Source organism: Streptomyces sp. NPDC047869 (assembly GCF_040704065.1).
In the GTDB taxonomy this organism is placed as follows: domain Bacteria; phylum Actinomycetota; class Actinomycetes; order Streptomycetales; family Streptomycetaceae; genus Streptomyces.
In genome coordinates, this window is the sequence record NZ_JBEYRK010000021.1 from 1 (window position 1) to 25,020 (window position 25,020).

Annotated in this window: 25 protein-coding genes; 17 read left to right on the top strand and 8 right to left on the bottom strand. The window is 71.6% G+C overall.

Annotation, left to right across the window (positions count from 1 at the left end; translation table 11 throughout):
- Window positions 1–105: 105 nt before the first annotated feature.
- From sepH to AB0924_RS25155, 3 genes are all read right to left on the bottom strand, one after another.
- Window positions 106–1,149, bottom strand: coding sequence for a septation protein SepH (gene sepH, locus AB0924_RS25145; protein WP_358934658.1), 1,044 nt, complete (start codon window positions 1,147–1,149; stop codon window positions 106–108).
- A gap of 402 nt (window positions 1,150–1,551) precedes the next feature.
- Window positions 1,552–2,871 carry a D-arabinono-1,4-lactone oxidase gene (locus AB0924_RS25150; RefSeq protein WP_358934660.1) on the bottom strand — a complete coding sequence of 440 codons (1,320 nt, stop codon included), beginning with the start codon at window positions 2,869–2,871 and terminating at the stop codon, window positions 1,552–1,554.
- The gene (locus AB0924_RS25155) at window positions 2,831–4,069 is read right to left on the bottom strand and encodes an MFS transporter (protein ID WP_366912592.1); all 1,239 of its coding nucleotides are present in this window, start codon (window positions 4,067–4,069) and stop codon (window positions 2,831–2,833) included. The genes AB0924_RS25150 and AB0924_RS25155 overlap by 41 nt, the downstream gene beginning before the upstream one ends.
- Window positions 4,070–4,262: 193 nt before the next feature.
- On the opposite strand from AB0924_RS25155, the gene AB0924_RS25160 reads away from it, so the two are divergent.
- Together AB0924_RS25160 and AB0924_RS25165 are read left to right on the top strand one after the other, a co-directional pair.
- Complete coding sequence (locus AB0924_RS25160; RefSeq protein WP_366912593.1) at window positions 4,263–5,402, top strand: ferrochelatase; 1,140 nt, start codon at window positions 4,263–4,265, stop codon at window positions 5,400–5,402.
- A complete protein-coding gene (locus AB0924_RS25165; RefSeq protein ID WP_358934666.1) occupies window positions 5,399–6,214 on the top strand; it encodes an inositol monophosphatase family protein in 816 nt (271 codons plus the stop codon). The genes AB0924_RS25160 and AB0924_RS25165 overlap by 4 nt, the downstream gene beginning before the upstream one ends.
- Window positions 6,215–6,309: 95 nt before the next feature.
- On the opposite strand, the gene AB0924_RS25170 is transcribed toward AB0924_RS25165, so the two are convergent.
- Window positions 6,310–6,486, bottom strand: a complete 177-nt coding sequence (locus tag AB0924_RS25170) for a hypothetical protein (RefSeq protein WP_358934668.1) — start codon at window positions 6,484–6,486, stop codon at window positions 6,310–6,312.
- A 424-nt stretch (window positions 6,487–6,910) separates the two neighbouring features.
- Here AB0924_RS25170 and AB0924_RS25175 point away from each other — a divergent pair, with 424 nt between their 5' ends.
- The 4 genes from AB0924_RS25175 (at window position 6,911) to AB0924_RS25190 (ending at window position 10,435) form a co-directional block, all read left to right on the top strand.
- Window positions 6,911–7,564, top strand: a complete 654-nt coding sequence (locus tag AB0924_RS25175; protein ID WP_003993508.1) for a response regulator transcription factor — start codon at window positions 6,911–6,913, stop codon at window positions 7,562–7,564.
- Between the two features lie 6 nt (window positions 7,565–7,570).
- Window positions 7,571–8,815, top strand: a complete 1,245-nt coding sequence (locus tag AB0924_RS25180) for a HAMP domain-containing sensor histidine kinase (protein ID WP_358934670.1) — start codon at window positions 7,571–7,573, stop codon at window positions 8,813–8,815.
- A 392-nt stretch (window positions 8,816–9,207) separates the two neighbouring features.
- Window positions 9,208–9,504 carry a DUF4193 domain-containing protein gene (locus AB0924_RS25185; RefSeq protein ID WP_005481602.1) on the top strand — a complete coding sequence of 99 codons (297 nt, stop codon included), beginning with the start codon at window positions 9,208–9,210 and terminating at the stop codon, window positions 9,502–9,504.
- Between the two features lie 13 nt (window positions 9,505–9,517).
- On the top strand, window positions 9,518–10,435 hold the full coding sequence (locus AB0924_RS25190; protein ID WP_366912594.1) for a hypothetical protein: 918 nt from the start codon (window positions 9,518–9,520) through the stop codon (window positions 10,433–10,435).
- 4 nt (window positions 10,436–10,439) lie between these two features.
- Here the strand turns inward: AB0924_RS25190 and AB0924_RS25195 are convergent, their stop codons facing one another.
- The gene (locus AB0924_RS25195; RefSeq protein WP_358934674.1) at window positions 10,440–10,904 is read right to left on the bottom strand and encodes a DUF3093 domain-containing protein; all 465 of its coding nucleotides are present in this window, start codon (window positions 10,902–10,904) and stop codon (window positions 10,440–10,442) included.
- 57 nt (window positions 10,905–10,961) lie between these two features.
- Here AB0924_RS25195 and AB0924_RS25200 point away from each other — a divergent pair, with 57 nt between their 5' ends.
- From AB0924_RS25200 to AB0924_RS25240, 9 genes are all read left to right on the top strand, one after another.
- On the top strand, window positions 10,962–11,546 hold the full coding sequence (locus AB0924_RS25200) for a PaaI family thioesterase (RefSeq protein ID WP_358934676.1): 585 nt from the start codon (window positions 10,962–10,964) through the stop codon (window positions 11,544–11,546).
- Window positions 11,543–12,094 (top strand): dUTP diphosphatase, encoded by a 552-nt coding sequence (dut, locus tag AB0924_RS25205; protein ID WP_358934679.1) that lies wholly within the window; start codon window positions 11,543–11,545, stop codon window positions 12,092–12,094. The genes AB0924_RS25200 and dut overlap by 4 nt, the downstream gene beginning before the upstream one ends.
- A gap of 1 nt (window position 12,095) precedes the next feature.
- The gene (locus AB0924_RS25210) at window positions 12,096–12,857 is read left to right on the top strand and encodes a DUF3710 domain-containing protein (RefSeq protein ID WP_358934681.1); all 762 of its coding nucleotides are present in this window, start codon (window positions 12,096–12,098) and stop codon (window positions 12,855–12,857) included.
- Between the two features lie 149 nt (window positions 12,858–13,006).
- Window positions 13,007–14,176 carry an alginate lyase family protein gene (locus AB0924_RS25215; protein ID WP_366912595.1) on the top strand — a complete coding sequence of 390 codons (1,170 nt, stop codon included), beginning with the start codon at window positions 13,007–13,009 and terminating at the stop codon, window positions 14,174–14,176.
- A 79-nt stretch (window positions 14,177–14,255) separates the two neighbouring features.
- Complete coding sequence (locus AB0924_RS25220) at window positions 14,256–14,948, top strand: ABC transporter ATP-binding protein (RefSeq protein WP_358934685.1); 693 nt, start codon at window positions 14,256–14,258, stop codon at window positions 14,946–14,948.
- 131 nt (window positions 14,949–15,079) lie between these two features.
- Window positions 15,080–17,635 (top strand): sensor histidine kinase KdpD, encoded by a 2,556-nt coding sequence (locus tag AB0924_RS25225; protein WP_358934687.1) that lies wholly within the window; start codon window positions 15,080–15,082, stop codon window positions 17,633–17,635.
- Entirely contained in the window at window positions 17,632–18,321 is a 690-nt protein-coding gene (locus tag AB0924_RS25230; protein WP_358934689.1) for a response regulator, read from the top strand. The genes AB0924_RS25225 and AB0924_RS25230 overlap by 4 nt, the downstream gene beginning before the upstream one ends.
- A gap of 122 nt (window positions 18,322–18,443) precedes the next feature.
- Window positions 18,444–18,842, top strand: a complete 399-nt coding sequence (locus AB0924_RS25235) for an OB-fold nucleic acid binding domain-containing protein (protein ID WP_358934691.1) — start codon at window positions 18,444–18,446, stop codon at window positions 18,840–18,842.
- A 3-nt stretch (window positions 18,843–18,845) separates the two neighbouring features.
- Window positions 18,846–19,613, top strand: coding sequence for a DUF3159 domain-containing protein (locus tag AB0924_RS25240; protein ID WP_358934693.1), 768 nt, complete (start codon window positions 18,846–18,848; stop codon window positions 19,611–19,613).
- An 80-nt stretch (window positions 19,614–19,693) separates the two neighbouring features.
- Here the strand turns inward: AB0924_RS25240 and AB0924_RS25245 are convergent, their stop codons facing one another.
- From AB0924_RS25245 to AB0924_RS25255, 3 genes are all read right to left on the bottom strand, one after another.
- Complete coding sequence (locus AB0924_RS25245) at window positions 19,694–20,362, bottom strand: TrkA family potassium uptake protein (protein WP_358934695.1); 669 nt, start codon at window positions 20,360–20,362, stop codon at window positions 19,694–19,696.
- Window positions 20,362–21,033, bottom strand: coding sequence for a TrkA family potassium uptake protein (locus tag AB0924_RS25250; protein WP_358934697.1), 672 nt, complete (start codon window positions 21,031–21,033; stop codon window positions 20,362–20,364). The genes AB0924_RS25245 and AB0924_RS25250 overlap by 1 nt, the downstream gene beginning before the upstream one ends.
- A 127-nt stretch (window positions 21,034–21,160) precedes the next feature.
- Window positions 21,161–21,283, bottom strand: coding sequence for a hypothetical protein (locus tag AB0924_RS25255; protein ID WP_358934699.1), 123 nt, complete (start codon window positions 21,281–21,283; stop codon window positions 21,161–21,163).
- A 161-nt stretch (window positions 21,284–21,444) separates the two neighbouring features.
- Here AB0924_RS25255 and AB0924_RS25260 point away from each other — a divergent pair, with 161 nt between their 5' ends.
- On the top strand, window positions 21,445–23,493 hold the full coding sequence (locus AB0924_RS25260) for an APC family permease (protein WP_358934701.1): 2,049 nt from the start codon (window positions 21,445–21,447) through the stop codon (window positions 23,491–23,493).
- 96 nt (window positions 23,494–23,589) lie between these two features.
- Entirely contained in the window at window positions 23,590–24,918 is a 1,329-nt protein-coding gene (locus tag AB0924_RS25265; RefSeq protein ID WP_366912596.1) for a class I SAM-dependent RNA methyltransferase, read from the top strand.
- Window positions 24,919–25,020 lie beyond the last annotated feature (102 nt).

A 25,020-nucleotide genomic window follows, 5' to 3' on the forward strand; every position in this document is an offset into this window, starting at 1 on the left:
GCGGAACTGGACCGTGCGGGCGGTGCCGTCGGGGTCGGTGGCGTACGAGCCCTCGGGGACCGTGTAGTGGTACGGGTCGTAGCCCCAGTTGTAGGTACGGCCCGTTTACTCCTGCTTCTTGCGCCGGGTCCCGAAGACGATCTCGTCCCAGCTCGGGACCGCGGCCCGGCGGCCGGGACGGACCCCGTCGGCCTCGGCCTGGCGGTCCGTGGAGCCGATGAGCCGGTCCCGGTGGCTGCCCACCGAGCGCGGCATGAGGACGTCCGCGTAGGCGGATCCGGCCGACGCGGCGGGCGCCGGGGGCTCCTCCTCGGCGACCTCCTCGGGCGGCTCCTCCGCCGAGATCTCCGCCGGCCGCTCCGGGACCACCAGGTCGCCCCGGAAGCTCGGCACCGCCTCCAGCAGGCTGGTCAGGGAGTCGCGTTCGCCCGTGCTCTCCTCTGCGGGCTCGGACGCCTGCGCGGGCAGGCTCGGCCGGTCCCGGTCGACTCGCTCCAGGGCACGGTCCATGCCCCGGTCGCGCGGCAGCCGGGCGATGCGCGGGACGAACGGGAAGCTCGGCTCCGGCACGGCGAGGTCGTCGGACTCGCCGATCAGCGAGCGCGCCTCCTCGTCCACGGCCTGGACGAGCCGCCGGGGCGGGTCGTACGTCCAGCTCGCCGAGTGCGGTTCGCCCGCGACCCGGTAGACGAGCATGACCTCCCAGGTGCCGTCGTCCCGGCGCCAGGAGTCCCACTGCACGGTGTCCTTGTCGGCGCCGCGCAGCAGCAGCCGCTCCTGGACGGCCTCGCCGAGCAGCGGACCGGAGTTCTCGCCGGGCCGGCGGACCGGGGTCTTGCGGGCGCGCTCGGCCATGAAGGCGCGCTCGGCCAGCACCGGTCCCTCGAAGCGCCGTACCCGGTCGACCGGGATGCCGGCGAGCTGGGCGACCTCTTCGGCGGTGGCGCCGGCTCGTATACGGGCCTGGATGTCACGCGGGCGGAGATGGCTCTCCACCTCGATCTCGATCTGGCCGAGACGGGGCCGGTCGCCGCGGACGGCGGCGCGCAGCCGCTCGTCGATCGGGAGTGTGTACTCCGTGGAGTCGGCAGCCTTGAGCACCAGCCGTGTGCCGTCATTGGAGACGGCCACGACACGCAGTTCGGGCATGGGGACCTCCCGGGTGGTGCCTGCCGACGTCACGTGCGTCGCTGCTTCCGCTAGTCGAGTGTGGCCTGCCCGGGTGCAGCCTGCCACAACCTTGCCGAGTTGCCCGGCGTGTCGGGCATGGGCCCTGGGTCGCCGTTATGGCACGGTTACCTATTCGCAACGCTAAGTGACCAACTCCGTCACCCTGTGCAACTAGCCCCCTCCCGGCGGTCCTGCGAGGTCGCGGACAGCCTGGTGGGAGACCGGACCCAGGGCTCGCAACAGTACTCCATTTGGGCCATGTGCGTGGATGGGCGCGCCGCCCAACTTCGCGCAAGGGGTGCGACTTGGCCGCTTATTACCGGGGCGCGGCGGTCTCGAAGGTGGCGAACTTCACGTAATCCCCGGAAACCGAACTAATCGCTACGCCCCCAGAATCCTCCGCAAGTAGTCGTTCTGGAACAGGCGTTCCGGGTCGAGCCGGTCGCGCAGCGCCGTGAACTCGGCGAAGCGCGGGTACACCCCGGAGAGGTACGCCGCGTCCCGCGTGTGCACCTTCCCCCAGTGCGGCCGGCCCTCGTGCGCGGTGAAGATGCGCTCGGCGGCGGTGAAGTAGGCCTGGTACGGCGTGCCCCGGAACATGTGCACGGCGATGTACGCGCTGTCCCGGCCGGAGGCGGTGGACAGGGTGATGTCGTCGGCCGGCGCGGTGCGCACCTCGACCGGGAAGCTGACGCGCAGTCCGGAGCGGTCGACCATGGACTTCAACTCGCGCAGGGTGTCCGCCAGGGCCGCGCGCGGGACGGCGTACTCCATCTCCACGAAGCGCACCCTGCGCGGCGAGGTGAAGACCTCGTAGGGGATGTCCGTGTACGTCCGCGCGGACAGCGCCCTGCTGGAGATCCGCGCGATCGCCGGGACGGTCGCCGGGGCCGCGCGCCCGACCCACTGGGCCACCTGGAAGACGCCGTTGGAGAGGAACTCGTCCTCGAACCAGCCGGCCAGCCGCCCGACCGGCTGCTCCGGACCCGCGCTGCGGTTGTTGCGCTTGGTGTTGGTGTTGCCGGTGTGCGGGAACCAGTAGAACTCGAAGTGCTCGTTCTCCGCCCACAGTTGATCGAACTCGGCGATCACGCGGTCGAAGGGCATCGGTTCCTCGCGCGCGGTGAGCAGGAACAGCGGTTCCACCGCGAAGGTGATCGCCGTGACGACGCCGAGTGCGCCGAGGCCTATTCGGGCGGCCGCGAAGACCTCCCTGTTCTCCTTGTCGGAGCAGGTGAGCACCGAGCCGTCGGCCGTCACCAGCTCGAGGCCCTTGATCTGGGCCGCGATCGAGGCCGACTCGCGGCCGGTGCCGTGAGTGCCGGTGCTGGTGGCGCCGGAGACCGTCTGCTCCATGATGTCGCCCATGTTGGTGAGCGACAGCCCCTCGCGCGCCAGGGCCGCGTTGAGTCTCTTGAGGGGGGTGCCCGCCTCGACCGTGACGGTCATGGCCTCCCGGTCGATGCCGCGTATGCCGGTCAGCAGCTGAGGGCGGATCAGCACGCCGTCCGTGGCGGCTATGGACGTGAAGGAGTGCCCGGTGCCGACCGCCTTCACCTTCAGGCCGTCCTCGGCCGCCCGGCGCACCTCCGCGGCCAGCTCCTCCACCGAGGCCGGCGCGACCTGGCGCGCGGGGCGGGCGGAGACGTTGCCGCCCCAGTTACGCCAGGTGCTGTTCCTCGCGCTCGACATGGTGCTCAACGACGCCTCCCCGACCCGCCGCCGGCCTGCGGAGCCGGCGGTACCCGAGGAAACCGACCGCGACCGCGACGGCCCCGGACACGGCCGGAACCCCGTACCCGGCGCGCGCCCCGGCTGCGTCGATCACCCAGCCGGCCACGGAGGAGCCGAGCGCGACTCCGACCGCGAGGCCGGTGCTCACCCAGGTCATGCCCTCGGTGAGCTGCGCGCGAGGTACGTGCTCTTCGATGAGGGACATCGTCGTGATCATCGTCGGCGCGATGGCCAGCCCCGCAACGAACAGCGCCACGGCCAGAAGCGGCAGGTTTCCGACCAGTAGGAGGGGGATCATACTCACGGCCATGGCCGACACGCCCGCGAGCCAGCGGCGCTCCGGTGCTCCGGCGAACCGCATCAGTCCGAACACCACCCCGGCCGCGCAGGATCCGGCGGCGTACAGCGCCAGGACCACGCTCGCGGCGGCCTTGTGGCCGCGTTCGTCGGCGAAGGCGACGGTGACCACGTCGACCGCCCCGAAGATCGTGCCGGTCGCCGCGAAGGTGGCCACCAGCACCTGGAGCCCGGGCGAGCGCAGCGCGCTGCCGCCGCCCGTGCGCTCACGCGGGTGCCGCCGGGGCTCGGTGGCCTGCTGGGAGGTCAGCCAGAAGACGCCGGCGGCCAGGAAGCACGCGGCCAGCAGGGGCCCCGCCTCCGGGAACCAGGCCGTGGAGAGGCCGATGGAGATGATCGGCCCGAAGATGAAGCAGACCTCGTCGACCACCGACTCGAACGAGTAGGCGGTGTGCAGCTTCGGCGTCCCCCGGTACAGGGCCGCCCAGCGGGACCGGATCATCGCGCCCAGGCTCGGCACCGAGCCGATCCCGGCCGCGCAGACGAACAGCGTCCAGTCCGGCCCCCCGAGGGACGCGGTGAGCAGCAGCCCGGCGGCCGCCGTGAGCGCGACCAGGGTCGCCGGGCGCAGCACCCGCCGCTGCCCGTGCCGGTCCACCAGCCGGGAGATCTGCGGCCCGATCGCGGCGGCGGACAGCGCGATGGTCGCGGACAGCGCGCCGGCCAGGCCGTAACGGCCGGTGAGCTGCGAGACCATCGTGACCACGCCGATGCCCATCATCGACAGCGGCATGCGGCCGAGGAAGCCCGCGGCGGAGAAGGCCTTCGTGCCGGGCTCGGCGAACAGGGCGCGGTAGGGGCTGGACACGTGGACTCCGGGCGGCTCGTAAGGCGCGAATGCGATCGGTACAGCTTACGAGTTAGGTGGCCCTAAGTGCACCCTGGAAACGGTCGGGGACGCCACCGAGGGAGCAGCTGGAAAATCACCACGAAACCACCGCGAACCCGACTCTTCACCCCGCTGTTCCCCCACTGTCGGGACCGGGTGGCAGGATCGAGTCATGCCAGACGTGCTCGATCCCAGCCCGTACGACGCCCTGCTACTGCTCTCGTTCGGCGGCCCCGAAGGCCCCGACGACGTGGTCCCGTTCCTGGAGAACGTCACGCGCGGGCGTGGCATCCCCAGGGAACGTCTGAAGGAGGTCGGGCAGCACTACTTCCAGTTCGGCGGGGTCAGCCCCATCAACGACCAGAACCGGGCCCTGCTGAAGGCACTGCGCGAGGACTTCGCCGAGCACGGCCTGAACCTGCCGGTCTACTGGGGCAACCGCAACTGGGCGCCGTACCTGACCGACACCCTGCGCGAGATGGCCGCCGACGGCCGCCGCCGGGTCCTGGTGCTCGCCACCAGTGCCTACGCCTCCTACTCCGGCTGCCGCCAGTACCGGGAGAACCTGGCCGACGCGCTGGCCACCCTCCAGGACGAGGGCGTACGGCCGCCGGAGGTCGACAAGCTGCGGCACTACTTCAACCACCCCGGCTTCGTCGAGCCCATGATCGACGGCGTGCTGCGCTCCCTCGCCGACCTCCCCGAGGACGTGCGCGACGGCGCCCACATCGCCTTCACCACCCACTCCATCCCCACCTCCGCCGCCGACACCTCCGGCCCGGCCGAGGCCCACGGGGAGGGCGGAGCCTACGTCGAGCAGCACCTGGACGCGGCCCAGCTGATCGCCGACGCCGTCCGCGAGCGCACCGGTGTGGACCACCCCTGGCGGCTCGTCTACCAGTCCCGCTCCGGCGCCCCGCACATCCCCTGGCTGGAGCCGGACATCTGCGACCACCTCGAGGAGCGGCACGCCGCCGGCGTGCCGGCCGTGGTCATGGCGCCCATCGGCTTCGTCTCCGACCACATGGAGGTCCTCTACGACCTCGACACCGAGGCCACGGCCAAGGCCGGGGAGCTGGGCCTGCCGGTGCGCCGCTCGGCCACCGTGGGCGCCGACCCGCGGTTCGCGGCGGCCGTCCGCGACCTGGTCCTGGAGCGGGCCGCGGCGGAGCGCGGGCAGGAGGCCACGCGGTGCGCCCTGGGCGCGCTCGGCCCCAGCCACGACCTCTGCCCCGTCGGCTGCTGCCCGGCCCGCGCCCCCCGGCCGGCCGCGGCCGGCGCCGACAGCCCCTTCGCGCGAGGAGAACAGTGACCGACCCCCTCCACCGGGAACTGCTCGAGCTGGCCCAGGAGGCCGCCCGCCGGGCCGGTGAGCTGCTGCGTGACGGACGGCCCGCCGACCTGGCGGTGGCCAGGACCAAGTCGAGCCCGATCGACGTCGTCACCGAGATGGACATCGCCGCCGAGAAGCTGATCACCGACCTGATCTCCGGGCGGCGGCCCGAGGACGGCTTCCTCGGCGAGGAGGGCGCCTGCGTCGAGGGAACCAGCGGCATCCGCTGGGTGGTCGACCCGCTCGACGGCACGGTCAACTACCTCTACGGGCTGCCGACCTGGGCCGTGTCCGTCGCGGCCGAGCAGGACGGCGAGAGCGTCGTCGGCGTCGTCGCGGCGCCGATGCGCGGTGAGACGTACCACGCGGTGCGCGGCGGCGGAGCCTGGGCCACGGGCGCGTGGGAGGGCGAACGGGCGCTGTCCTGCCGTCCCGCGCCTCCGCTGGACCAGGCGCTCGTCTCCACCGGCTTCAACTACGTCGCCGAGGTCCGCACCCACCAGGCCGAGGTCGCCGCCCGGCTCATCCCGCTGCTGCGGGACATCCGGCGCGGCGGTTCGGCCGCGGTCGACCTGTGCGACCTGGCCTGCGGCCGGCTGGACGGCTACTACGAGCGCGGCCTGCACGCCTGGGACGTGGCGGCGGGGGACCTGATCGCCCGGGAGGCGGGCGCGCTGACCGGCGGACGGCCCGGAGAGCGCCCCACGGGTGATCTGACGGTCGCGGGCACCCCGGGCGTCTTCGAGCCCCTCCAGCGGCTGCTGGAGGACTTCGGCGCCTGGCACGACTAGTCCGCGTCCGGGCGGGCAGGCGTCGCACAGGGCGCTGGACGAACGGGACCCCCGGCGCTGGATTCGCCGGGGGTCCCGTTCCTGCCCTGCGGGCCTCAACAGACGCGCGACGCGCCGACCTCCACACCGTGCTCGGCGGCGAGGCGGCGCAGGTCGTCGAGCTCGGCCTGTTCCACCTCGACGAGGAAGTCGTCGCCTTCGTCACGAGCCCGCGTCAGGTCGGACTCGGTCGCCTTTATGCGCTGCAGAAGTCCTGCGGTGAATGCGTCCATGCTGCGCCCCCTCGTCCTGGGTCGTGGGTCGGGTGGCACGGGGGTGTGCCGTTCGGAGGGAAACGATCACGTCTGCCGCGGGTGCCCAGCGCAGCCCGGCCGGGCGGCGACGGTGCCGGACACCCACGCCCGCTCTGCGGATGCGGAGACGGATCGCGATGTACCGCATGGTGCTGCGGCACATGCAGAGCGTGATCGCGGGGTGTACATGCCGTCCTCCCCCCGCTCTCCCCGCGGGAAACCTCCACCGCCGGAGAAAATCTCGCGTCGCCCCTCCGCCACCCCTGTCCCTGCGGTCCGGGACCCCGTCTTACAGCCGACTTATGGCCGAAAAGGGCAGGATGGAGGTCACATCCCACGGACGCCCCTGCCCGCGCGCGCCTCACCGCGCGCTACGCGGGTGGACACAGGAAGGACTAGCGACGTGCGCGTACTCGTCGTCGAGGACGAGCAACTGCTCGCCGATGCGGTGGCCACCGGACTGCGCCGGGAGGCCATGGCCGTCGACGTCGTGTACGACGGTGCGGCCGCCCTGGAGCGCATCGGCGTCAACGACTACGACGTGGTCGTCCTCGACCGTGACCTCCCGCTCGTGCACGGCGACGACGTCTGCCGCAAGATCGTGGAGCTGGGCATGCCCACGCGCGTGCTCATGCTCACCGCCTCCGGCGACGTCAGCGACCGCGTCGAGGGCCTGGAGATCGGCGCCGACGACTATCTCCCCAAGCCGTTCGCGTTCAGCGAGCTGATCGCGCGCGTGCGGGCCCTCGGGCGCCGTACCAGCGTCCCCCTGCCGCCGGTCCTGGAGCGGGCCGGCATCAAGCTGGACCCCAACCGCCGCGAGGTCTTCCGCGACGGCAAGGAGGTCCAGCTCGCGCCCAAGGAGTTCGCGGTCCTCGAGGTGCTGATGCGCAGCGAGGGCGCGGTGGTCTCGGCCGAGCAGCTGCTGGAGAAGGCCTGGGACGAGAACACCGACCCGTTCACCAACGTGGTGCGCGTGACCGTCATGACGCTGCGCCGCAAGCTCGGCGAGCCGCCGGTGATCGTCACCGTCCCCGGCTCCGGCTACCGGATCTGATCCGCCGTGGCCACGACACCCGCGCCGCCCCAGGCGCCCCCGAAGCCCACCTGGGACCCCCGGAGGCCGCAGCCCCCCTTCCCGTGGCTGCGCCCGACCATCCGGATACGCCTCACCCTGCTGTACGGCGGCATGTTCCTGATCGCCGGCATCCTGCTGCTGTCGATCATCTACCTGCTGGCCGCGCAGGCCATCACCAACGGCAACGCGCCGCTGTTCAAGATCGTCAGCTTCCAGGAGCTGAAGGTCTCCAGCGACAACTGCCCCGCGATCACCAACCAGGTCCCGCTCGCCGACTTCAACGACGCGATCAGCCGGTGCGCCGACCACCAGCGCCAGGCGGCCCTGGACAACCTGCTCAGCCGCTCCCTGCTGGCCCTGCTGGGCCTGGCCGTGATCGCCTTCGCGTTCGGCTACGCGATGGCGGGCCGGGTGCTGTCCCCGCTCGGCCGGATCACCCGCACCGCGCGCCAGGTGGCCGGCTCGGACCTGTCCCGGCGGATCGAGCTGGACGGGCCGGACGACGAGCTGAAGGAGCTGGCGGACACCTTCGACGAGATGCTGGAGCGCCTCGAGCGGGCCTTCACCGCCCAGCAGCGCTTCGTCGGCAACGCCTCCCACGAGCTGCGCACCCCGCTCGCGATCAACCGCACGCTCCTGGAGGTGCATCTGTCCGACCCGGGCGCGCCGGTGGAGCTGCAGCAGCTCGGCAAGACGCTGCTGGCCACCAACGAGCGCAGCGAGCAGCTCGTGGAGGGCCTGTTGCTGCTCGCCCGCAGCGACAACCAGATCATCGAGCGCAAACCGGTCGACCTGGCCGAGGTGGCCGGACAGGCCATAGACCAGGTGCACGCCGAGGCCGAGGCCAAGGGCGTCGCCGTCCGGGGCGAGCGCAAGCCCGCGGTGGTGCAGGGCAACGGCGTGCTGCTGGAGCGGATCGCGCTGAACCTCGTCCAGAACGCGGTGCGCTACAACGTGGCCGAGGGCGGCTGGGTCGAGGTGACCACGGAGGTGGTGCACGGGCAGGCGGTGCTGACCGTCTCCAACACCGGTCCGGTGGTGCCGGCGTACGAGATCGACAACCTCTTCGAGCCGTTCAGACGGCTGCGCACGGAGCGCACGGGCAGCGACAAGGGGGTGGGCCTCGGCCTCTCCATCGTCCGGTCCGTGGCCCGCGCGCATGGCGGCCACATCGTGGCGACGCCGCGCGAGGGCGGCGGTCTGGTGATGCGGGTCACGCTGCCGCTGTGACCGGGATCCGACACACGCGGGGGGTGTTCGCTTCGCGCGGAATTTTTGACCCCCGTCGGCGGTTGATCCTGTGTGATCGATCACATGGACGGATTTCCGGCCATGCACTCCGCGTGATCATGGCACGGGGCGGAAAGCCGGGAAAATCCCAGTTTTCAGGGCTCTAGATCACGGGAAGTACACGGTGAGGCGCCTTTGAGGCGCGGCATTCGAACCGTGTACGGTCCACACCGCCATCCAAGCCGATCGCTCGCGAGCGGCCGGCTTGGGTGTCGATTGAGTAACAGACCTTGATGTGAGGCAAAATCTCCGCCTCAGGTCGGGCACAAGTCCGGCCTCTCACGCGTTACGTGCGCTGAAGAGACCACAGACACCCAGAGGGGGAGAGCGACATGGCAACCGATTACGACACTCCACGCAAGACCGACGACGACGTCGACTCGGACAGCCTTGAAGAGCTGAAGGCCCGCCGGAACGACAAGTCCACCTCCGCGGTGGACGTCGATGAGTTCGAGGCCGCAGAGGGCCTGGAACTGCCGGGCGCCGACCTCTCGAACGAGGAGCTGGCCGTCCGGGTGCTGCCCAAGCAGCAGGACGAGTTCACCTGCATGAGCTGCTTCCTGGTGCACCACCGCAGCCAGCTGGCCCGCGAGAAGAACGGCCAGCCGATCTGCCGCGACTGCGACTGAGGACGGGTCGGCCGTGACTGGCTCGACCCCTCCGCGGAAGCGCCGCTTCTCCTTGCGGGCAGCGGACAAGGGGCCGCACGGCGGCCCGCACGGTGCGCGTGACGACGAGCGGGGCTCATCCTCGACGGGGGCCTCGCTCGAACCGGCGTCCGGCCGGGAGGACCACCCGACGGCGCCGGAGCCGCAGCCCCTCGCCAGGCGACGGGCCGCGGTGGTCCGTGACAAGGCCAGGGTCCTGGCCCGGGAAGGGGCTCGCAGGGGCGGCAGCCGAGCCCGCGCGGGGCTGGCGTACATCGCCGACCGCATCATCGAGATCGCCCCGCGTGTGCCCGTACGCGACCTCGCGACACTGCGCCGTCAGTTCCCCGGCCTCGGACCGGAGGAACTCGCCGACAAACTGGTGGCGGGCGCGGCGGCAGGCACCTCCACGGTCGGGGCCGCCATCGGGGCGGCGGCGATGCTGCCGGTGCCGCCGGCCATGCCGACCGAGCTGGCGACCGAGATCACCGGCGTCGCCGCGATCGAGCTGAAGCTCATCGCCGAACTGCACGAGGTCTACGGCGTACGGCCGCCCGGGAACCTCCGGGCCCGCAGCACCGCGTACCTGTCCTCCTGGACGGGGGAGCGCGGCATCAAGGTGACCGAGCCGGCCACCGTCGACGCGGCCCTCGGCGGCCGGATGAAGCGCGAACTGCGCCGGCAGATCATGAAGCGGATGGTCCGGGACCTGCCGAACCTCATGCCGTTCATGGTGGGCGCGGCGGTGGGCGCGGTCATGAACCGCCGGGACACCAGAAGGGTCGCCGCCCGGATCCGCGCGGACCTGCGGAAGGCCCAGGTGCCGTGGGACGAGCTGCCCGAACTGCCGCCGCTGGACAAGCCCGAGCATCCGATCAGGCTCGACGAGCTGCCCGGGGAGCCGGAGGGCTGAGGTGCTACGCCGCCGTCCGCCGGGCCGCCTCGATCGCGGCCGCCAGGCGTTCCGGCTCCCGCGTGGACAGGTACAGGTACGGCGTCGGGTCCTGCGGGTCCGTGACCTCCACGCGCAGTGCCGTGGGGATGTAGGCGCGCAGCAGCAGGAAGGCGCGGGTGTCGGCCTTGTACGTGCGCCAGGCGCGGGCCTCCTCGGGGTCGAGGACCTCCGAGTCGCCGAGCGCCGACACCGGGACCCGGGCCTCGCCCGCGATCAGCGAGTCGCCCACCACCCGGATCCGCTGGGAGCCGTAGGCGCTGGCCACCACGGCCGCGGCGGCCGTACCGCCGACCAGGCCGCCGAGCAGCGGCAGGGTCCCGAACGGCAGCAGGATCAGGGCGAACGAGACGCCCACGAGGAAGCTGATCAGCCACCACGAACGAGGGGTGGTGAGGCGTTCTTCGTAGGGGGTGGCGGAGAGCTGCATGAGCCAAGCTTGGCACGGTGTCGGAGCAACGCCGACGCGCGGGTAAGGTCTGCGCCTGTGAGTGGTAGTTCCCCGGCTCTTCAGCCCCCGGCCGACGCGGTGAAACCGGTACGGCATCCCGACGCCCCCGCGCCCGGCGAGCTTCTCGGCGCCCACTACGAACAGTGTTTCGGGTGTGGCGGTCGGCAACCGCACGGACTGCACCTGGAGGCGCGCGCCGGTGAGGGTGTCTCGCTGACCGCCGAGTTCACCGTGCAGCCCGCCCATCAGGGCGCCCCGGGCCTCGCCCACGGCGGCGTGCTGGCCACCGCCCTCGACGAGACGCTCGGCTCGCTGAACTGGCTGCTGCGGACCATCGCGGTCACCGGCCGGCTGGAGACCGACTTCGCGCGGCCGGTTCCGGTGGGCACCACACTGCATCTCCAGGCCGAGGTCACCGCCGTCGCCGGGCGGAAGATCTACTCCACCGCCACCGGCCGCATCGGCGGCCCCGACGGACCCGTAGCGGTCCGCGCGGACGCGCTGTTCATCGAGGTCAAGGTGGACCACTTCATCGACCACGGCCGCACGGAGGAGATCCGGGCCGCCATGGACGACCCGGACCAGGTCCGGCGGGCCCGCGCCTTCGAGGTGAACCCGTGAGCCGCCCCCCGCTGGACGTGCGGCTGCGCCGCATCGACCCGGACGTACCGCTTCCCGCGTACGAGCACCCGGGCGACGCCGGGGCCGATCTGCGCACCACCGAGGCCCGCGAGCTGGCGCCCGGTGAGCGGGCCGTGCTGCCCACGGGTGTGTCGATCGCCCTCCCCGAGGGGTACGCGGCCTTCGTGCACCCACGTTCCGGTCTGGCCGCCCGCTGCGGCGTCGCCCTCGTGAATGCCCCGGGGACGGTTGATGCCGGGTACCGTGGGGAGATCAAGGTGATCGTGGTGAATCTCGACCCGCACGAGTCGGTGCGGTTCGAGCGCTTCGACCGGATTGCCCAACTGGTCGTCCAGCAGGTCGAGAGGGTCCGCTTCCAGGAGGTGGCGGAACTTCCCGGCTCGGCGCGGGCCGAGGGGGGCTTCGGGTCCACCGGTGGCCATGCCGCGGTGGGCGACGAGAGCGGCACAAGCGGTCAGGCCGCCGTGCGTGGCCTGACGGGTGGGAATCGATACGCTTCGGTCGTATCCGACCGGGAAGGACAGTGACGTGTTCGGACGTCGCAACAAGAAGGGTGCCGCCGAGGACGCGGCCGGCGAGGCCGAGCAGGTCGTCGACAGCGTCGACACCGAGGCGGACGAGGAAGAGGCCGAGCGCGAGCGCGTTCGGCTCGAGCCCGAGCCCCGGCCCGACGGGCCGTGGGACAGCAGCGAGGTGCGCGACCCGGGTGAGGGGCGCGTCGACCTCGGCGGTCTCTTCGTGCCGGGCGTCGACGGCATGGAGCTGCGGGTGGAGGTCGCGGGTGACGCGATCGTCGCGGCGACCGTGGTGCTGCGCGACAGCGCCGTCCAGCTCCAGGCCTTCGCCGCGCCCAAGCGCGAGGGCATCTGGGGCGAGGTCCGCGAGGAGATCGCGGGTGGCATCACCCAGCAGGGCGGCATCGTCGACGAGGTCGAGGGTCCGCTGGGCTGGGAGCTGCGCGCCCAGGTACCGGTCCAGCTACCGGACGGCACCGGCGGCTTCCAGGTCGTCCGGTTCATCGGCGTGGACGGCCCGCGCTGGTTCCTGCGCGGTGTGATCTCCGGACAGGGCGCGGTGCAGCCGCAGGCGGCCGGTCTGCTGGAGCAGATCTTCCGGGACACGGTCGTGGTCCGCGGCGAGGGCCCGATGGCGCCCCGCGACCCGATCGTCCTGAAGCTGCCGAACGACGCCCAGATGGTTCCCGAGGGCGTCCAGCAGGAGGAGGGCTCGCGCTTCTCCGGCGGCATGGGCCAGCTCCAGCGCGGACCGGAGATCACCGAGGTCCGGTAGCAACGTTACGAAAGAGGGCCGTACCCCCCCGGGGTGCGGCCCTTTCGCATGCATGACCCCTTGACGGGCCAATGGTCTGTACCTACGGTCTTCGAGCCAACGCCTGTTCATAAAGGCGCCCTGCGTTCACATACAAGAACGGAGTCACTGTGCGTCGTACCCCACTGCTCGCCGTCGTGGCCTCCCTGCTGACCGCTGTCCTCGCGGCACCCGCAGCGCACTCCGCCCCCGCCTCCTTCGCCCACCCCGGAGTCACCGTCTCCCGGAGCCAGCTCGACTTCGCCCGCGCCCAGGTGCAGGCCGGCGCCCAGCCCTGGAAGAGCGCCTTCGACCAGATGAAGGCGAGCAAGTACGCCGACCTGAACCGCACACCCAAGCCGCGCGCCACCGTCGAGTGCGGCTCCTACTCCAACCCCAACTACGGCTGCACCGACGAGCGCGAGGACGCGATCGCCGCCTACACCGACGCCCTCGCCTGGTACATCACCCGGGACGCGCGCTACGCCCAGAAGGCCATCCAGATCATGGACGCCTGGTCGGCCACCATCAGCAGCCACACCAACAGCAACGCGCCCCTGCAGACCGGCTGGGCGGGCTCGTCCTGGCCCAAGGCCGCCGAGATCATCAAGTACACGTACACCGGCGGCTGGGCCAACCAGAACCGCTTCTCCACCATGCTCCGCGACGTGTACCTGCCCGTGGTGATCAAGGGCTCCAACTCCAACGGCAACTGGGAGCTCTCGATGACGGAGGCCGCCGTCGGCATCTCCGTCTTCCTCGAGGACAAGGCGTCGTACGACACCGCGATGGCGAGGTTCCGCACCCGCGCGGCCGCCTACGTCTACCTCGCCTCCGACGGCGATCTGCCGAAGACCGTGCCCAGCCAGAACCTGAACACCCGCGACAAGATCGTCTCCTACTGGCAGGGCCAGTCCACCTTCGTCACCGGACTCACGCAGGAGACCTGCCGGGACCTCACCCACACCGGGTACGGCATCTCCGCGATCTCGCACATCGCCGAGACCAGCCGGATCCAGGGGCAGGACCTCTACGGCACCGACATCGGCGAGCGGCTGCGGCAGGCGCTCGGCTTCCAGGCCAAGTACCAGCTCGGCGCGGCCGTCCCCGACTGGCTGTGCGGCGGCTCCCTCAAGCTCGGCCTCGGCCCCGTCACGGAGGTCGGCTACAACGCCCTGCACAACCGGCGCGGCATCGCCATGACCAACACCCAGACCCTGACCCTGGCCAACCGCCCGGCCGGCACCGACAACCTCTTCGTCGCCTGGGAGACCCTCACCCACGGCGACAACCCGAACTGAAACCGTTGAACGGCCGGGCGTCACGCGGAGATACTGGCGCCCGGCCCGCGTGGGCACGGGGGAGCGACGGGGAGGCCGCATGAGCCGGGTGATCACCGAGACCATGGTGCGCGTCGAGGACGTGCACAAGTCCTACGGGCGCGGAGCCGCCGCCGTGCACGCCCTGCGCGGGGTCTCCCTGGAGGTGCCGCGCGGCGAACTCGTCGCCCTCAAGGGGCGCTCCGGCTCCGGGAAGACCACCCTGCTGAACATCGTCGGCGGACTCGACACCCCCGACCGGGGCCGGGCCGAGGTCGACGGGCAGGACCTGGCCGGGCTCGGCGAGAGCGGGCTGCTGGAGCTGCGGCGGGACCGGATCGGCTTCGTCTTCCAGTCCTTCGGGCTCATCCCGATCCTGACGGCCGCCGAGAACGTCGGCGTACCACTGCGGCTGCGCCGGGCCGAGCCGCGCGAGCGCGAGGAGCGCGTCGAGCTGCTGCTCGCCCTCGTCGGGCTCGCCGACCACGCGGCCCAGCGGCCCGGTGAGCTGTCCGGCGGCCAGCAGCAGCGGGTCGCCATCGCCCGCGCCCTCGCCAACCGCCCCGCCCTGCTGATCGCCGACGAGCCGACCGGCCAGCTCGACGCCGAGACCGGGCACGCCGTCATGGAGCTGCTGCGGGCCGTCGTCCGCAGCGAGCAGACCACCGCCCTGGTCGCCACGCACGACGCGAACCTGCTGGACCTCGCCGACCGGGTGCTGGAACTGCGCGACGGGGAGATCACCGAACACTGAGCCGCCCGCGCCGGGCCCCGTCAGGGTTGCGTCAAAGACCCCCCTCGACCGGCCCCTTGCCCGGTTCGTCCGCATCGCGGGACGTAGGGTCGACGCTGCGTAGGCGGCAGTCGGCGGAAGACAATGGGGCCATGGCACGCGGCAAGCTTCGGATCCACCTCGGCGCGGCACCGGGCGTGGGCAAGACCTACGCCATGCTGTCCGAGGCGCACCGCCGCGTCGAGCGCGGCACCGACTGCGTGGTGGCCTTCGTCGAGCACCACGAGCGGCCGCGCACCGAGGTCATGCTGCACGGCCTGGAGCAGGTGCCGCGCATGCGGCTGGAGCACCGGGGCACCGCCTTCGAGGAGATGGACGTCGACGCGGTGCTGCGCCGCGCCCCCTCCGTCGCCCTCGTGGACGAACTCGCCCACACCAACGTCCCCGGCTCCCGCAACGCCAAGCGCTGGCAGGACGTCGAGGAACTGCTCGCCGCCGGCGTCGACGTCGTCACAACCGTCAACATCCAGCACCTGGAGTCCCTGGGCGACGTCGTCGAGTCGATCACGGGGGTGCGGCAGCGCGAGACGGTCCCGGACGAGATCGTGCGCCGGGCCGACCAGATCGAACTGGTCGACATGTCCCCGCAGGCCCTGCGCCGTCGCATGGCGCACGGCAACATCTACCAGCCGGACAAGGTCGACGCGGCCCTGTCCAACTACTTCCGGCCCGGCAACCTCACCGCCCTGCGCGAGCTGGCCCTGCTGTGGGTGGCCGACCGGGTCGACGAGCACCTGAACGAGTACCGCAGCGAGCACCGCGTCTCCCGGATCTGGGGTTCCCGCGAGCGGATCGTGGTCGGGCTGACCGGCGGCCCCGAGGGGCGCACCCTCATCCGGCGGGCGGCACGGCTGGCCGAGAAGGGCGCCGGCGGCGAGGTGATGGCCGTCTACATAGCCCGCAGCGACGGCCTGACCGCCGCCTCCCCGAAGGAACTGGCCGTCCAGCGCACCCTGGTGGAGGATCTCGGCGGGACCTTCCACCACGTCGTCGGCGACGACATACCCGCGGCCCTGCTGGACTTCGCGCGCGGTGTCAACGCCACCCAGATCGTGCTCGGCTCCTCCCGCCGCAAGGCCTGGCAGTACGTGTTCGGGCCCGGCGTCGGCGCCACCGTCGCCCGCGAGTCGGGCCCCGACCTCGACGTGCACATCGTCACCCACGAGGAGGTCGCCAAGGGCCGCGGACTGCCCGTCGCCCGGGGCGCCCGGCTCGGCCGGGCCCGGATCCTCTGGGGCTGGCTGGTGGGCCTCGGCGGCCCCGCCGCCCTCGCGGTACTGCTCAGCACCGTCGACCTCGGCCTCGCCAACGACATGCTGCTGTTCCTGGCCGTCACCGTCGCGGCGGCCCTGCTCGGCGGCCTGCTGCCCGCCCTCGCCTCGGCGGCCCTCGGCTCCCTGCTGCTGAACTACTTCTACACCCCGCCCCTGCACCGGCTGACCATCGCCGACCCCAAGAACATCGTCGCCATCGCGATCTTCTTCGGCGTCGGTATGTCGGTCGCCTCCGTGGTCGACCTCGCCGCCCGGCGCACCCACCAGGCCGCCCGGCTGCGCGCCGAGTCCGAGATCCTCTCCTTCCTCGCGGGCAACGTGCTGCGCGGCGAGACCGGTCTGGAGGAACTGCTCGAACGGGTCCGGGAGACCTTCGCGATGGAGTCGGCGGCCCTGCTGGAGCGGGCCGGCGACGTCGAGCCATGGACCTGCGCGGGCCGCGCCGGACCCGGGCCGCAGCTGGAGCGGCCCGAGGACGCCGACGTCGACATGCCGGTCGGCGACCACATGGCCCTCGCGCTCACCGGCCGGGTGCTGCCCGCCGAGGACCGCCGGGTGCTGGCCGCCTTCGCCGCCCAGGCCGCCGTCGTGCTGGACCGCAGCCGGCTCCAGGAGGAGGCCGACCGGGCCCGGGCGCTCGCCGAGGGCAACCGCATCCGCACCGCCCTGCTCGCCGCCGTCAGCCACGATCTGCGCACCCCGCTGGCCGGGATCAAGGCCGCGGTCTCCTCCCTGCGCTCCGAGGACGTCGACTGGTCCGAGGAGGACCGGGCGGAACTGCTCCAGGGCATCGAGGAGGGCGCCGACCGGCTCGACCACCTAGTGGGCAACCTGCTCGACATGTCCCGGCTGCAGACCGGCACCGTGGCCCCGCTCATCCGCGAGATCGACGTGGACGAGGTGGTCCCGATGGCCCTGGGCGGCGTGCCCGAGGACAGCGTGGAGCTGGACGTCCCCGAGACCCTGCCCATGGTCGCCGTCGATCCGGGGCTGCTGGAGCGCTCGGTGGCCAACCTGGTCGAGAACGCCGTCAAGTACAGCCCCTTCGGACGGCGCGTCCTGGTGTCCGCCAGTGCCATCGCGGACCGGGTCGAGGTGCGGGTGGTGGACCGCGGGCCGGGGGTGCCGGACGAGGCGAAGGACCGCATATTCGAGCCCTTCCAGCGGTACGGGGACGCCCCGCGCGGCGCCGGGGTCGGCCTCGGCCTCGCGGTCGCCCGCGGCTTCGCCGAGGCGATGGGGGGCACCCTGAACGCCGAGGACACACCGGGCGGCGGGCTCACCATGGTGCTGAGCCTCCGCGCGGCCCCCGAGCCCCTCCAACCCCTCCAGCCCCCGGAGGCCACCGCAGAACCCGAAAGGCAGGCCCTATGACGACCCGGGTGCTCGTGGTCGAGGACGAGCCGCAGATCGTGCGCGCTCTCGTGATCAACCTCAAGGCACGCCAGTACGAGGTCGACGCGGCCCCCGACGGCAGGACCGCCCTGGAGCTCGCCGCCTCCCGCCACCCCGACGTGGTCGTGCTGGACCTGGGCCTGCCCGACATGGACGGCGTCGAGGTGATCCGGGGGCTGCGCGGCTGGACCCGGGTGCCGATCCTGGTGCTGTCCGCCCGCCACTCCTCGGACGAGAAGGTCCAGGCGCTGGACGCGGGCGCCGACGACTACGTCACCAAGCCCTTCGGCATGGACGAACTGCTCGCCCGGCTGCGCGCCGCGGTGCGCCGTGCCGAGCCGGTCGGGCCCGGAGAGGACGACGTGACGACCGTGGAGACCGCGGGCTTCACCGTCGATCTGACCGCGAAGAAGGTCAACCGGTCCGGCAAGGATGTCCGGCTCACCCCGACCGAGTGGCACCTGCTGGAGGTCCTGGTCCGCAACACCGGCCGCCTGGTCAGCCAGAGACAGCTGCTCCAGGAGGTGTGGGGGCCGTCGTACGGCACCGAGTCCAACTACCTCCGGGTGTACATGGCGCAGCTCCGGCGCAAACTGGAGACGGACCCGTCGCACCCGGAGCACTTCATTACGGAGCCCGGGATGGGATACCGGTTCGAGAAATGACCGGCCGGGGGTCCGGGGGTCGGCCCCCGGGAGATGCAGCATCACGGAGCCCGGGATGGGATACCGGTTCGAGAAGTGAGCTGGGCTACGGCGGTGTAGGCGCACCCCGGTACGCTTCCTGTATGAGTGCTGTTCCTCGTTCCCAGAAGCCGGCCGGCCGGTTCCGGCGCATGCTCGACCGGCTCTCCTCCTCGCAGGAGGACCTGGAGTCGGAGGAGCTGCGCGAGGACGCCGAGACGGCGGGCTGCACCCGGATCGGTGACTGCCGCGACCGGCAGATCGTCACGGTAACTGGTACCTTGCGCACGGTCACCCTGCGGCCACGCGCGGGAGTCCCGGCCCTGGAGGCCGAGCTGTTCGACGGCTCCGCCGCTCTGGACGTGGTGTGGCTCGGCAGGCGCTCCATCGTGGGGATAGAACCCGGACGCAAGCTGATCGCATCGGGCCGGATCTCCATGAGTCGGGGCCGCCGGGTGCTGTTCAATCCGAAGTACGAACTGCGACCCCTTGGACGGGAGTAGCCGGTGACGTCCCTCGACAAGCCGACCCAAGACACCGATGAGACCCGGTCGGACGACGCACGCGCGGTCACCGAGGCCGCGCTGTTCGAGGCGTTCGGCGGTGTCCGCGGCATGGTCGAGACGGTGCTGCCCGGTCTCCTCTTCGTCGCGATCTTCACGATCAACAAGAACCTGCACTTCTCCGCGATCGCCGCGCTGGCCCTGTCCCTGGTGCTGGTCGTGGTCCGGCTGGTCCGCAAGGACACCGTCAAGCACGCCTTCAGCGGTGTCTTCGGCGTGGCGTTCGGCGTGGTCTTCGCGATGTTCACGGGCAACGCCAAGGACTTCTACCTCCCCGGCATGCTCTACACGCTGGGCCTGGCGCTCGCCTACATCATCACGACCCTCGCCGGTGTGCCGCTGATCGGCCTCATCCTCGGCCCGGTCTTCAAGGAGAACCTCTCCTGGCGGACCCGCAACCCCGGCCGCAAGAAGGCCTACGCCAAGGCCAGTTGGGCCTGGGGGCTGATCCTGCTCGCCAAGTGCGCGATCCTCTTCCCGCTGTACTGGTGGGCCGACACCACCCAGCTCGGCTGGGTGCTGGTCACCCTGAAGATCCCGCCGTTCCTGCTGGCGGTCTACCTGACCTGGGTGTTCCTGGCGAAGGCGCCCGCGCCGATCGACGTGTTCGCGGAGATGGAGGCCGAGGAGCAGGCCGAGAAGGAGCGCCGGGCCGCCCTGGCCGCGGAGAACGGCGAGCCGGCCGGCGGACGGCACCGCCGGGAGGCGTAGCGAGCCGCCGTACAGCCTTCGTACGAAAAGGAAGGGCGCCCTTGATGCCAAGGGCGCCCTTTCCTCTGCCTTGCGCGCGGTCAGTCCTCGCGCCGGACCGACAGCAGTTCCTCGAGCTGCTCCTCGCGGGCCTGCGCGGCCACGAAGAGGAGTTCGTCGCCCGGCTCCAGGGAGTCCTCCCGGGACGGGGTCAGCACCCGCGTACCGCGGATGATCGTGACCAGGGAGGTGTCCTGCGGCCACTCCACGTCGCCGACCTGGGTGCCGGCCAGGGCCGACTCCTCGGGCAGGGTCAGCTCCACCAGGTTGGCGTCGCCGTGGCTGAAGCGGAGCAGCCGGACCAGGTCGCCGACGCTCACCGCCTCCTCGACCAGGGCGGACATCAGGCGCGGGGTGGAGACGGCCACGTCCACGCCCCAGGCCTCGTTGAACAGCCACTCGTTCTTCGGGTTGTTCACCCGGGCGACGACGCGCGGAACGCCGTACTCCGTCTTGGCGAGCAGCGAGACGACCAGGTTGACCTTGTCGTCACCGGTCGCGGCGATCGCCACGTTGCAGCGCTGCAGCGCCGCCTCGTCCAGGGACGTGATCTCACAGGCGTCGGCCAGCAGCCACTCCGCCTGGGGCACCCGCTCCACCGAGATGGCGGTCGGGGCCTTGTCGATGAGCAGGACCTCGTGGCCGTTCTCGAGCAGCTCGCCCGCGATCGAGCGGCCGACGGCGCCGGCTCCGGCAATGGCGACCCTCATCAGTGACCGCTCTCCTCTTCCGGGCCCCCGGCGAACGCCGCCTCGACCTTCTCGACCTCGTCCGTCCGCATCATCACGTGCACCAGGTCGCCCTCCTGCAGCACCGTCTGCGACGTCGGCAGGATCGCCTCGCCCAGGCGGGTCAGGAACGCCACCCGGACGCCCGTCTCCTCCTGCAGCGTGCTGATCTTGTGGCCGACCCACTTTGCGGAGGCGTGCACCTCGGCGAGCTGGACACCGCCGGTGGGGTCGCGCCACAGCGGTTCGGCGCCCGAGGGCAGCAGTCGGCGCAGCATCTGGTCGGCGGTCCAGCGGACCGTGGCCACGGTGGGGATGCCCAGGCGCTGGTAGACCTCGGCGCGGCGGGGGTCGTAGATACGGGCCGCCACGTTCTCCACACCGAACATCTCGCGGGCCACGCGCGCGGAGATGATGTTGGAGTTGTCACCGCTGGAGACCGCGGCGAACGCGCCGGCCTCCTCGATGCCCGCCTCGCGCAGCGTGTCCTGGTCGAAGCCGACGCCGGTGACGCGGCGACCCCCGAAGCCCGGGCCCAGCCGACGGAAGGCGGTGGGGTCCTGGTCGATCACGGCGACCGTGTGCCCCTGTTGCTCCAGGGTCTGGGCAAGAGCGGAACCCACTCTTCCGCAGCCCATGATGACGATGTGCACGACCGTCCTTCCGGTGTCCAAAAGTTACTGCTCAGCATCAGGGTCTCAGACCGACGCCCAAAGCTACACACGGGCGGTTCGGGGTGGGCACCCCCGGTGCGGAGGTTTCCCGGACCGCCGCCGCCGGTCACCGCCGGGGATCCACGGCGGCGCTCCTGCGGCGCGTGATGCTGCGCACGCTGCACAGGGTCAGGATTCCGAGGCCGACCAGGGCGACGGTGGCCCCGATCAGCTCTGCGGTCGCGGGCATGGGACCTCCGAGGTGCTGTGACGACCGGGATCTGCCATCTAGGCACGCCGGGCGCACGGACCGCGGAATCCGCAGTTCGGTGCGCGTACGATTTCACTCGTGAGGCAGAACCGGGACGCCGGGTGGGCGGGTGCCTGTTCGAAGGCCTACGATCCTCTGTCGTGTCCAAACTGACCGACGTGCCCAAACGGATCCTGATCGGGCGCGCACTGCGCAGCGACCGGCTGGGCGAAACGCTCCTGCCGAAGCGCATCGCCCTCCCCGTCTTCGCCTCCGACCCGCTGTCCTCCGTCGCCTATGCGCCGGGGGAGGTCCTGCTGGTCCTGTCCATCGCGGGCGTGTCGGCGTACCACTTCAGCCCCTGGATCGCCGTCGCGGTCGTCGTGCTGATGTTCACCGTGGTCGCCTCCTACCGGCAGAACGTGCACGCCTACCCGAGCGGCGGCGGCGACTACGAGGTCGCCACCACCAACCTGGGGCCCAAGGCCGGCCTCACCGTGGCCAGCGCGCTGCTCGTCGACTACGTGCTGACCGTGGCCGTCTCCATCGCCTCCGGCATCGAGAACCTCGGCTCCGCGGTCCCCTTCGTCGTGGAGCACAAGGTGTTCTGCGCGACCGCCGTGATCGTCCTGCTGACGCTGATGAACCTGCGCGGCGTGAAGGAGTCGGGCAAGCTCTTCGCGATCCCGACCTACGTGTTCGTCGGCGGCGTCTTCATCATGATCGCGTGGGGCGCCTTCCGGGGCCTGGTCCTCGGCGACACCATGTCCGCGCCGACCGCCGACTACCACATCAAGGCCGAGCATCAGGGCCTCGCGGGCTTCGCCCTCGTCTTCCTGATGCTGCGCGCCTTCTCCTCCGGCTGTGCCGCGCTGACCGGTGTGGAGGCCATCTCCAACGGCGTCCCGGCCTTCCGCAAGCCCAAGTCGAAGAACGCCGCGACCACGCTCGCGATGATGGGCCTGCTGGCCGTGACCATGTTCTGCGGCATCATCGCCCTCGCCATGGCGACCAACGTCCGCATGGCCGAGCACCCGGCCACCGACCTGATCCACAACGGCAGCCCGGTCGGCTCCGGCTACGTCCAGAACCCGGTGATCTCCCAGGTCGCCGAGGCGGTGTTCGGCAAGGGCAGCTTCCTGTTCGTCCTGCTGGCGGCCGCCACCGCCCTGGTGCTGTTCCTGGCGGCGAACACGGCGTACAACGGCTTCCCGCTGCTCGGCTCGATCCTCGCCCAGGACCGCTACCTGCCGCGCCAGCTCCACACCCGCGGCGACCGCCTCGCCTTCTCCAACGGCATCGTGCTGCTCGCGGGCGCCGCCGCGCTGCTCGTGATCATCTACGGCGCGGACTCCACCCGCCTCATCCAGCTCTACATCGTCGGCGTGTTCGTGTCCTTCACGCTGAGCCAGACCGGCATGGTCCGGCACTGGAACCGCCACCTGGCGGTAGAGAAGAACCCGTCGGCCCGCAGCCACATGATCCGCTCCCGCGCGATCAACGCCTTCGGCGCCTTCTTCACCGGCCTGGTGCTGGTCGTCGTCCTGGTCACCAAGTTCACGCACGGCGCCTGGGTCGCCCTGCTGGGCATGTGCATCTTCTACGCGACGATGACCGCGATCCGTAAGCACTACGACCGCGTGGCCGACGAGATCGCCGCGCCCGAGGGGCCGAGCGACGACAGCGTCCGCCCCTCCCGGGTGCACTCGGTCGTCCTGATCTCGAAGATCCACCGCCCCACCCTGCGCGCCATGGCCTACGCCAAGCTGATGCGCTCGGACACCCTGGAGGCGCTCACCGTCAACGTCGACCCGGCGGAGACCAAGGCGCTGCGCGAGGAGTGGGAGCGGCGCGGGATCGACGTACCGCTGAAGGTCCTCGACTCGCCGTACCGCGAGATCACCCGGCCGATCATCGAGTACGTCAAGGGCCTGCGCAAGGAGTCCCCGCGCGACGCGGTCTCCGTGATCATCCCCGAGTACGTGGTCGGCCACTGGTACGAGCACCTGCTGCACAACCAGAGCGCCCTGCGCCTGAAGGGCCGTCTGCTCTTCACCGCGGGCGTGATGGTGACCTCCGTGCCCTACCAGCTGGCGTCCTCCGAGGCGGCCAAGCTGCGGGCCCGCAGGCGGCAGGACTGGAACGCGCCCGGCGCGGTCCGCCGTGGCCCGGCGGTCGAACGCCCGAAGGAGCCGGCCGCCAAGGACTGAGGCGTCGAGGCATCCAGGAGAGGCCGTAGACTGGTGGGCTGTTGTCAGGCCCACCGGCTGCGGCCTCTCCCCTTCCCGATCTGGAGTCACCCCACCATGCAGACAGAACCGACGAAGTCTCTGGTGGGCGAGGAGTACGAGGTCGAGATCGGCCCCGTCGCCCACGGCGGCCACTGCATCGCCCGTACCGCCGAGGGCCAGGTGCTGTTCGTCCGGCACGCGCTGCCGGGCGAGCGGGTGGTGGCCCGGGTGACCGAGGGCGAGGAGGGCGCCCGCTTCCTGCGCGCGGACGCCGTCGAGATCCTCGACGCGTCCAAGGACCGCATCGAGGCGCCCTGCCCCTACGCCGGCCCCGGCCGCTGCGGCGGCTGCGACTGGCAGCACGCCAAGCCGGGCGCCCAGCGCCGCCTGAAGGGCGAGGTGATCGCCGAGCAGCTCCAGCGGCTCGCGGGCCTCACCCCCGAGGATGCCGGCTGGGACGGCACGGTGGTGCCGGCCGAGGGCGACAAGCTGCCCGCGGGCCAGGTGCCGCAGTGGCGGACGCGGGTCCAGTACGCGGTGGACGCCGACGGCAACGCCGGACTGCGCCGCCACCGCTCCCACGAGGTCGAGCCGATCGACCACTGCATGATCGCCGCGCCCGGGGTCAGCGAGCTCGGCATCGAGGACCGGGACTGGGCGGGCATGGCCTCCGTCGAGGCGATCGCCGCGACCGGTTCCCAGGACCGCATGGTGATCCTGGAGCCGCGGCCCGGCGCCCGGCTGCCCCTGGTCGAGCTCGACCGGCCCGTCTCCGTGATGCGCGTGGACGAGAAGGACGGCGGCATCCACCGGGTCCACGGCCGCGCGTTCGTGCGCGAGCGCGCCGACGACCACACCTACCGAGTCGGCAGCGGCGGCTTCTGGCAGGTCCACCCGAAGGCCGCCGACACCCTCGTCAAGGCCGTCATGCAGGGCCTGCTGCCCCGCAAGGGCGAGATGGCCCTGGACCTCTACTGCGGCGTGGGCCTGTTCGCCGGCGCCCTGGCCGACCGTCTCGGCGAGAAGGGCGCGGTTCTCGGCATCGAGTCCGGCAAGCGGGCGGTGGAGGACGCGCGGCACAACCTGGCCGGCTTCCCGCGGGTCCGCGTCGAACAGGGCAAGGTCGAGTCCGTCCTCCCGCGCACCGGCATCACGGAGGTCGACCTCATCGTCCTCGACCCGCCCCGCGCCGGCGCCGGCCGCCGGACCGTCGACCACCTCACCTCCCTCGGCGCCCGCCGCATCGCCTACGTCGCCTGCGACCCGGCCGCCCTGGCCCGAGACCTGGGGTACTTCCGCGACGGGGGGTACCGGGTGCGGACGCTGCGGGCGTTCGACCTGTTCCCGATGACGCATCATGTGGAGTGCGTGGCGATTCTCGAGCCCTCAGCAAAGGGTGCCTGAGCTGCTATTTTCCTGATCGGTCAGGTTCCGGGCGGGTCGCGTCGACGTGTTTCCGTGAGTGCAGGACGTGAACCACGGCCCATGGATACGGGGAATACGTAT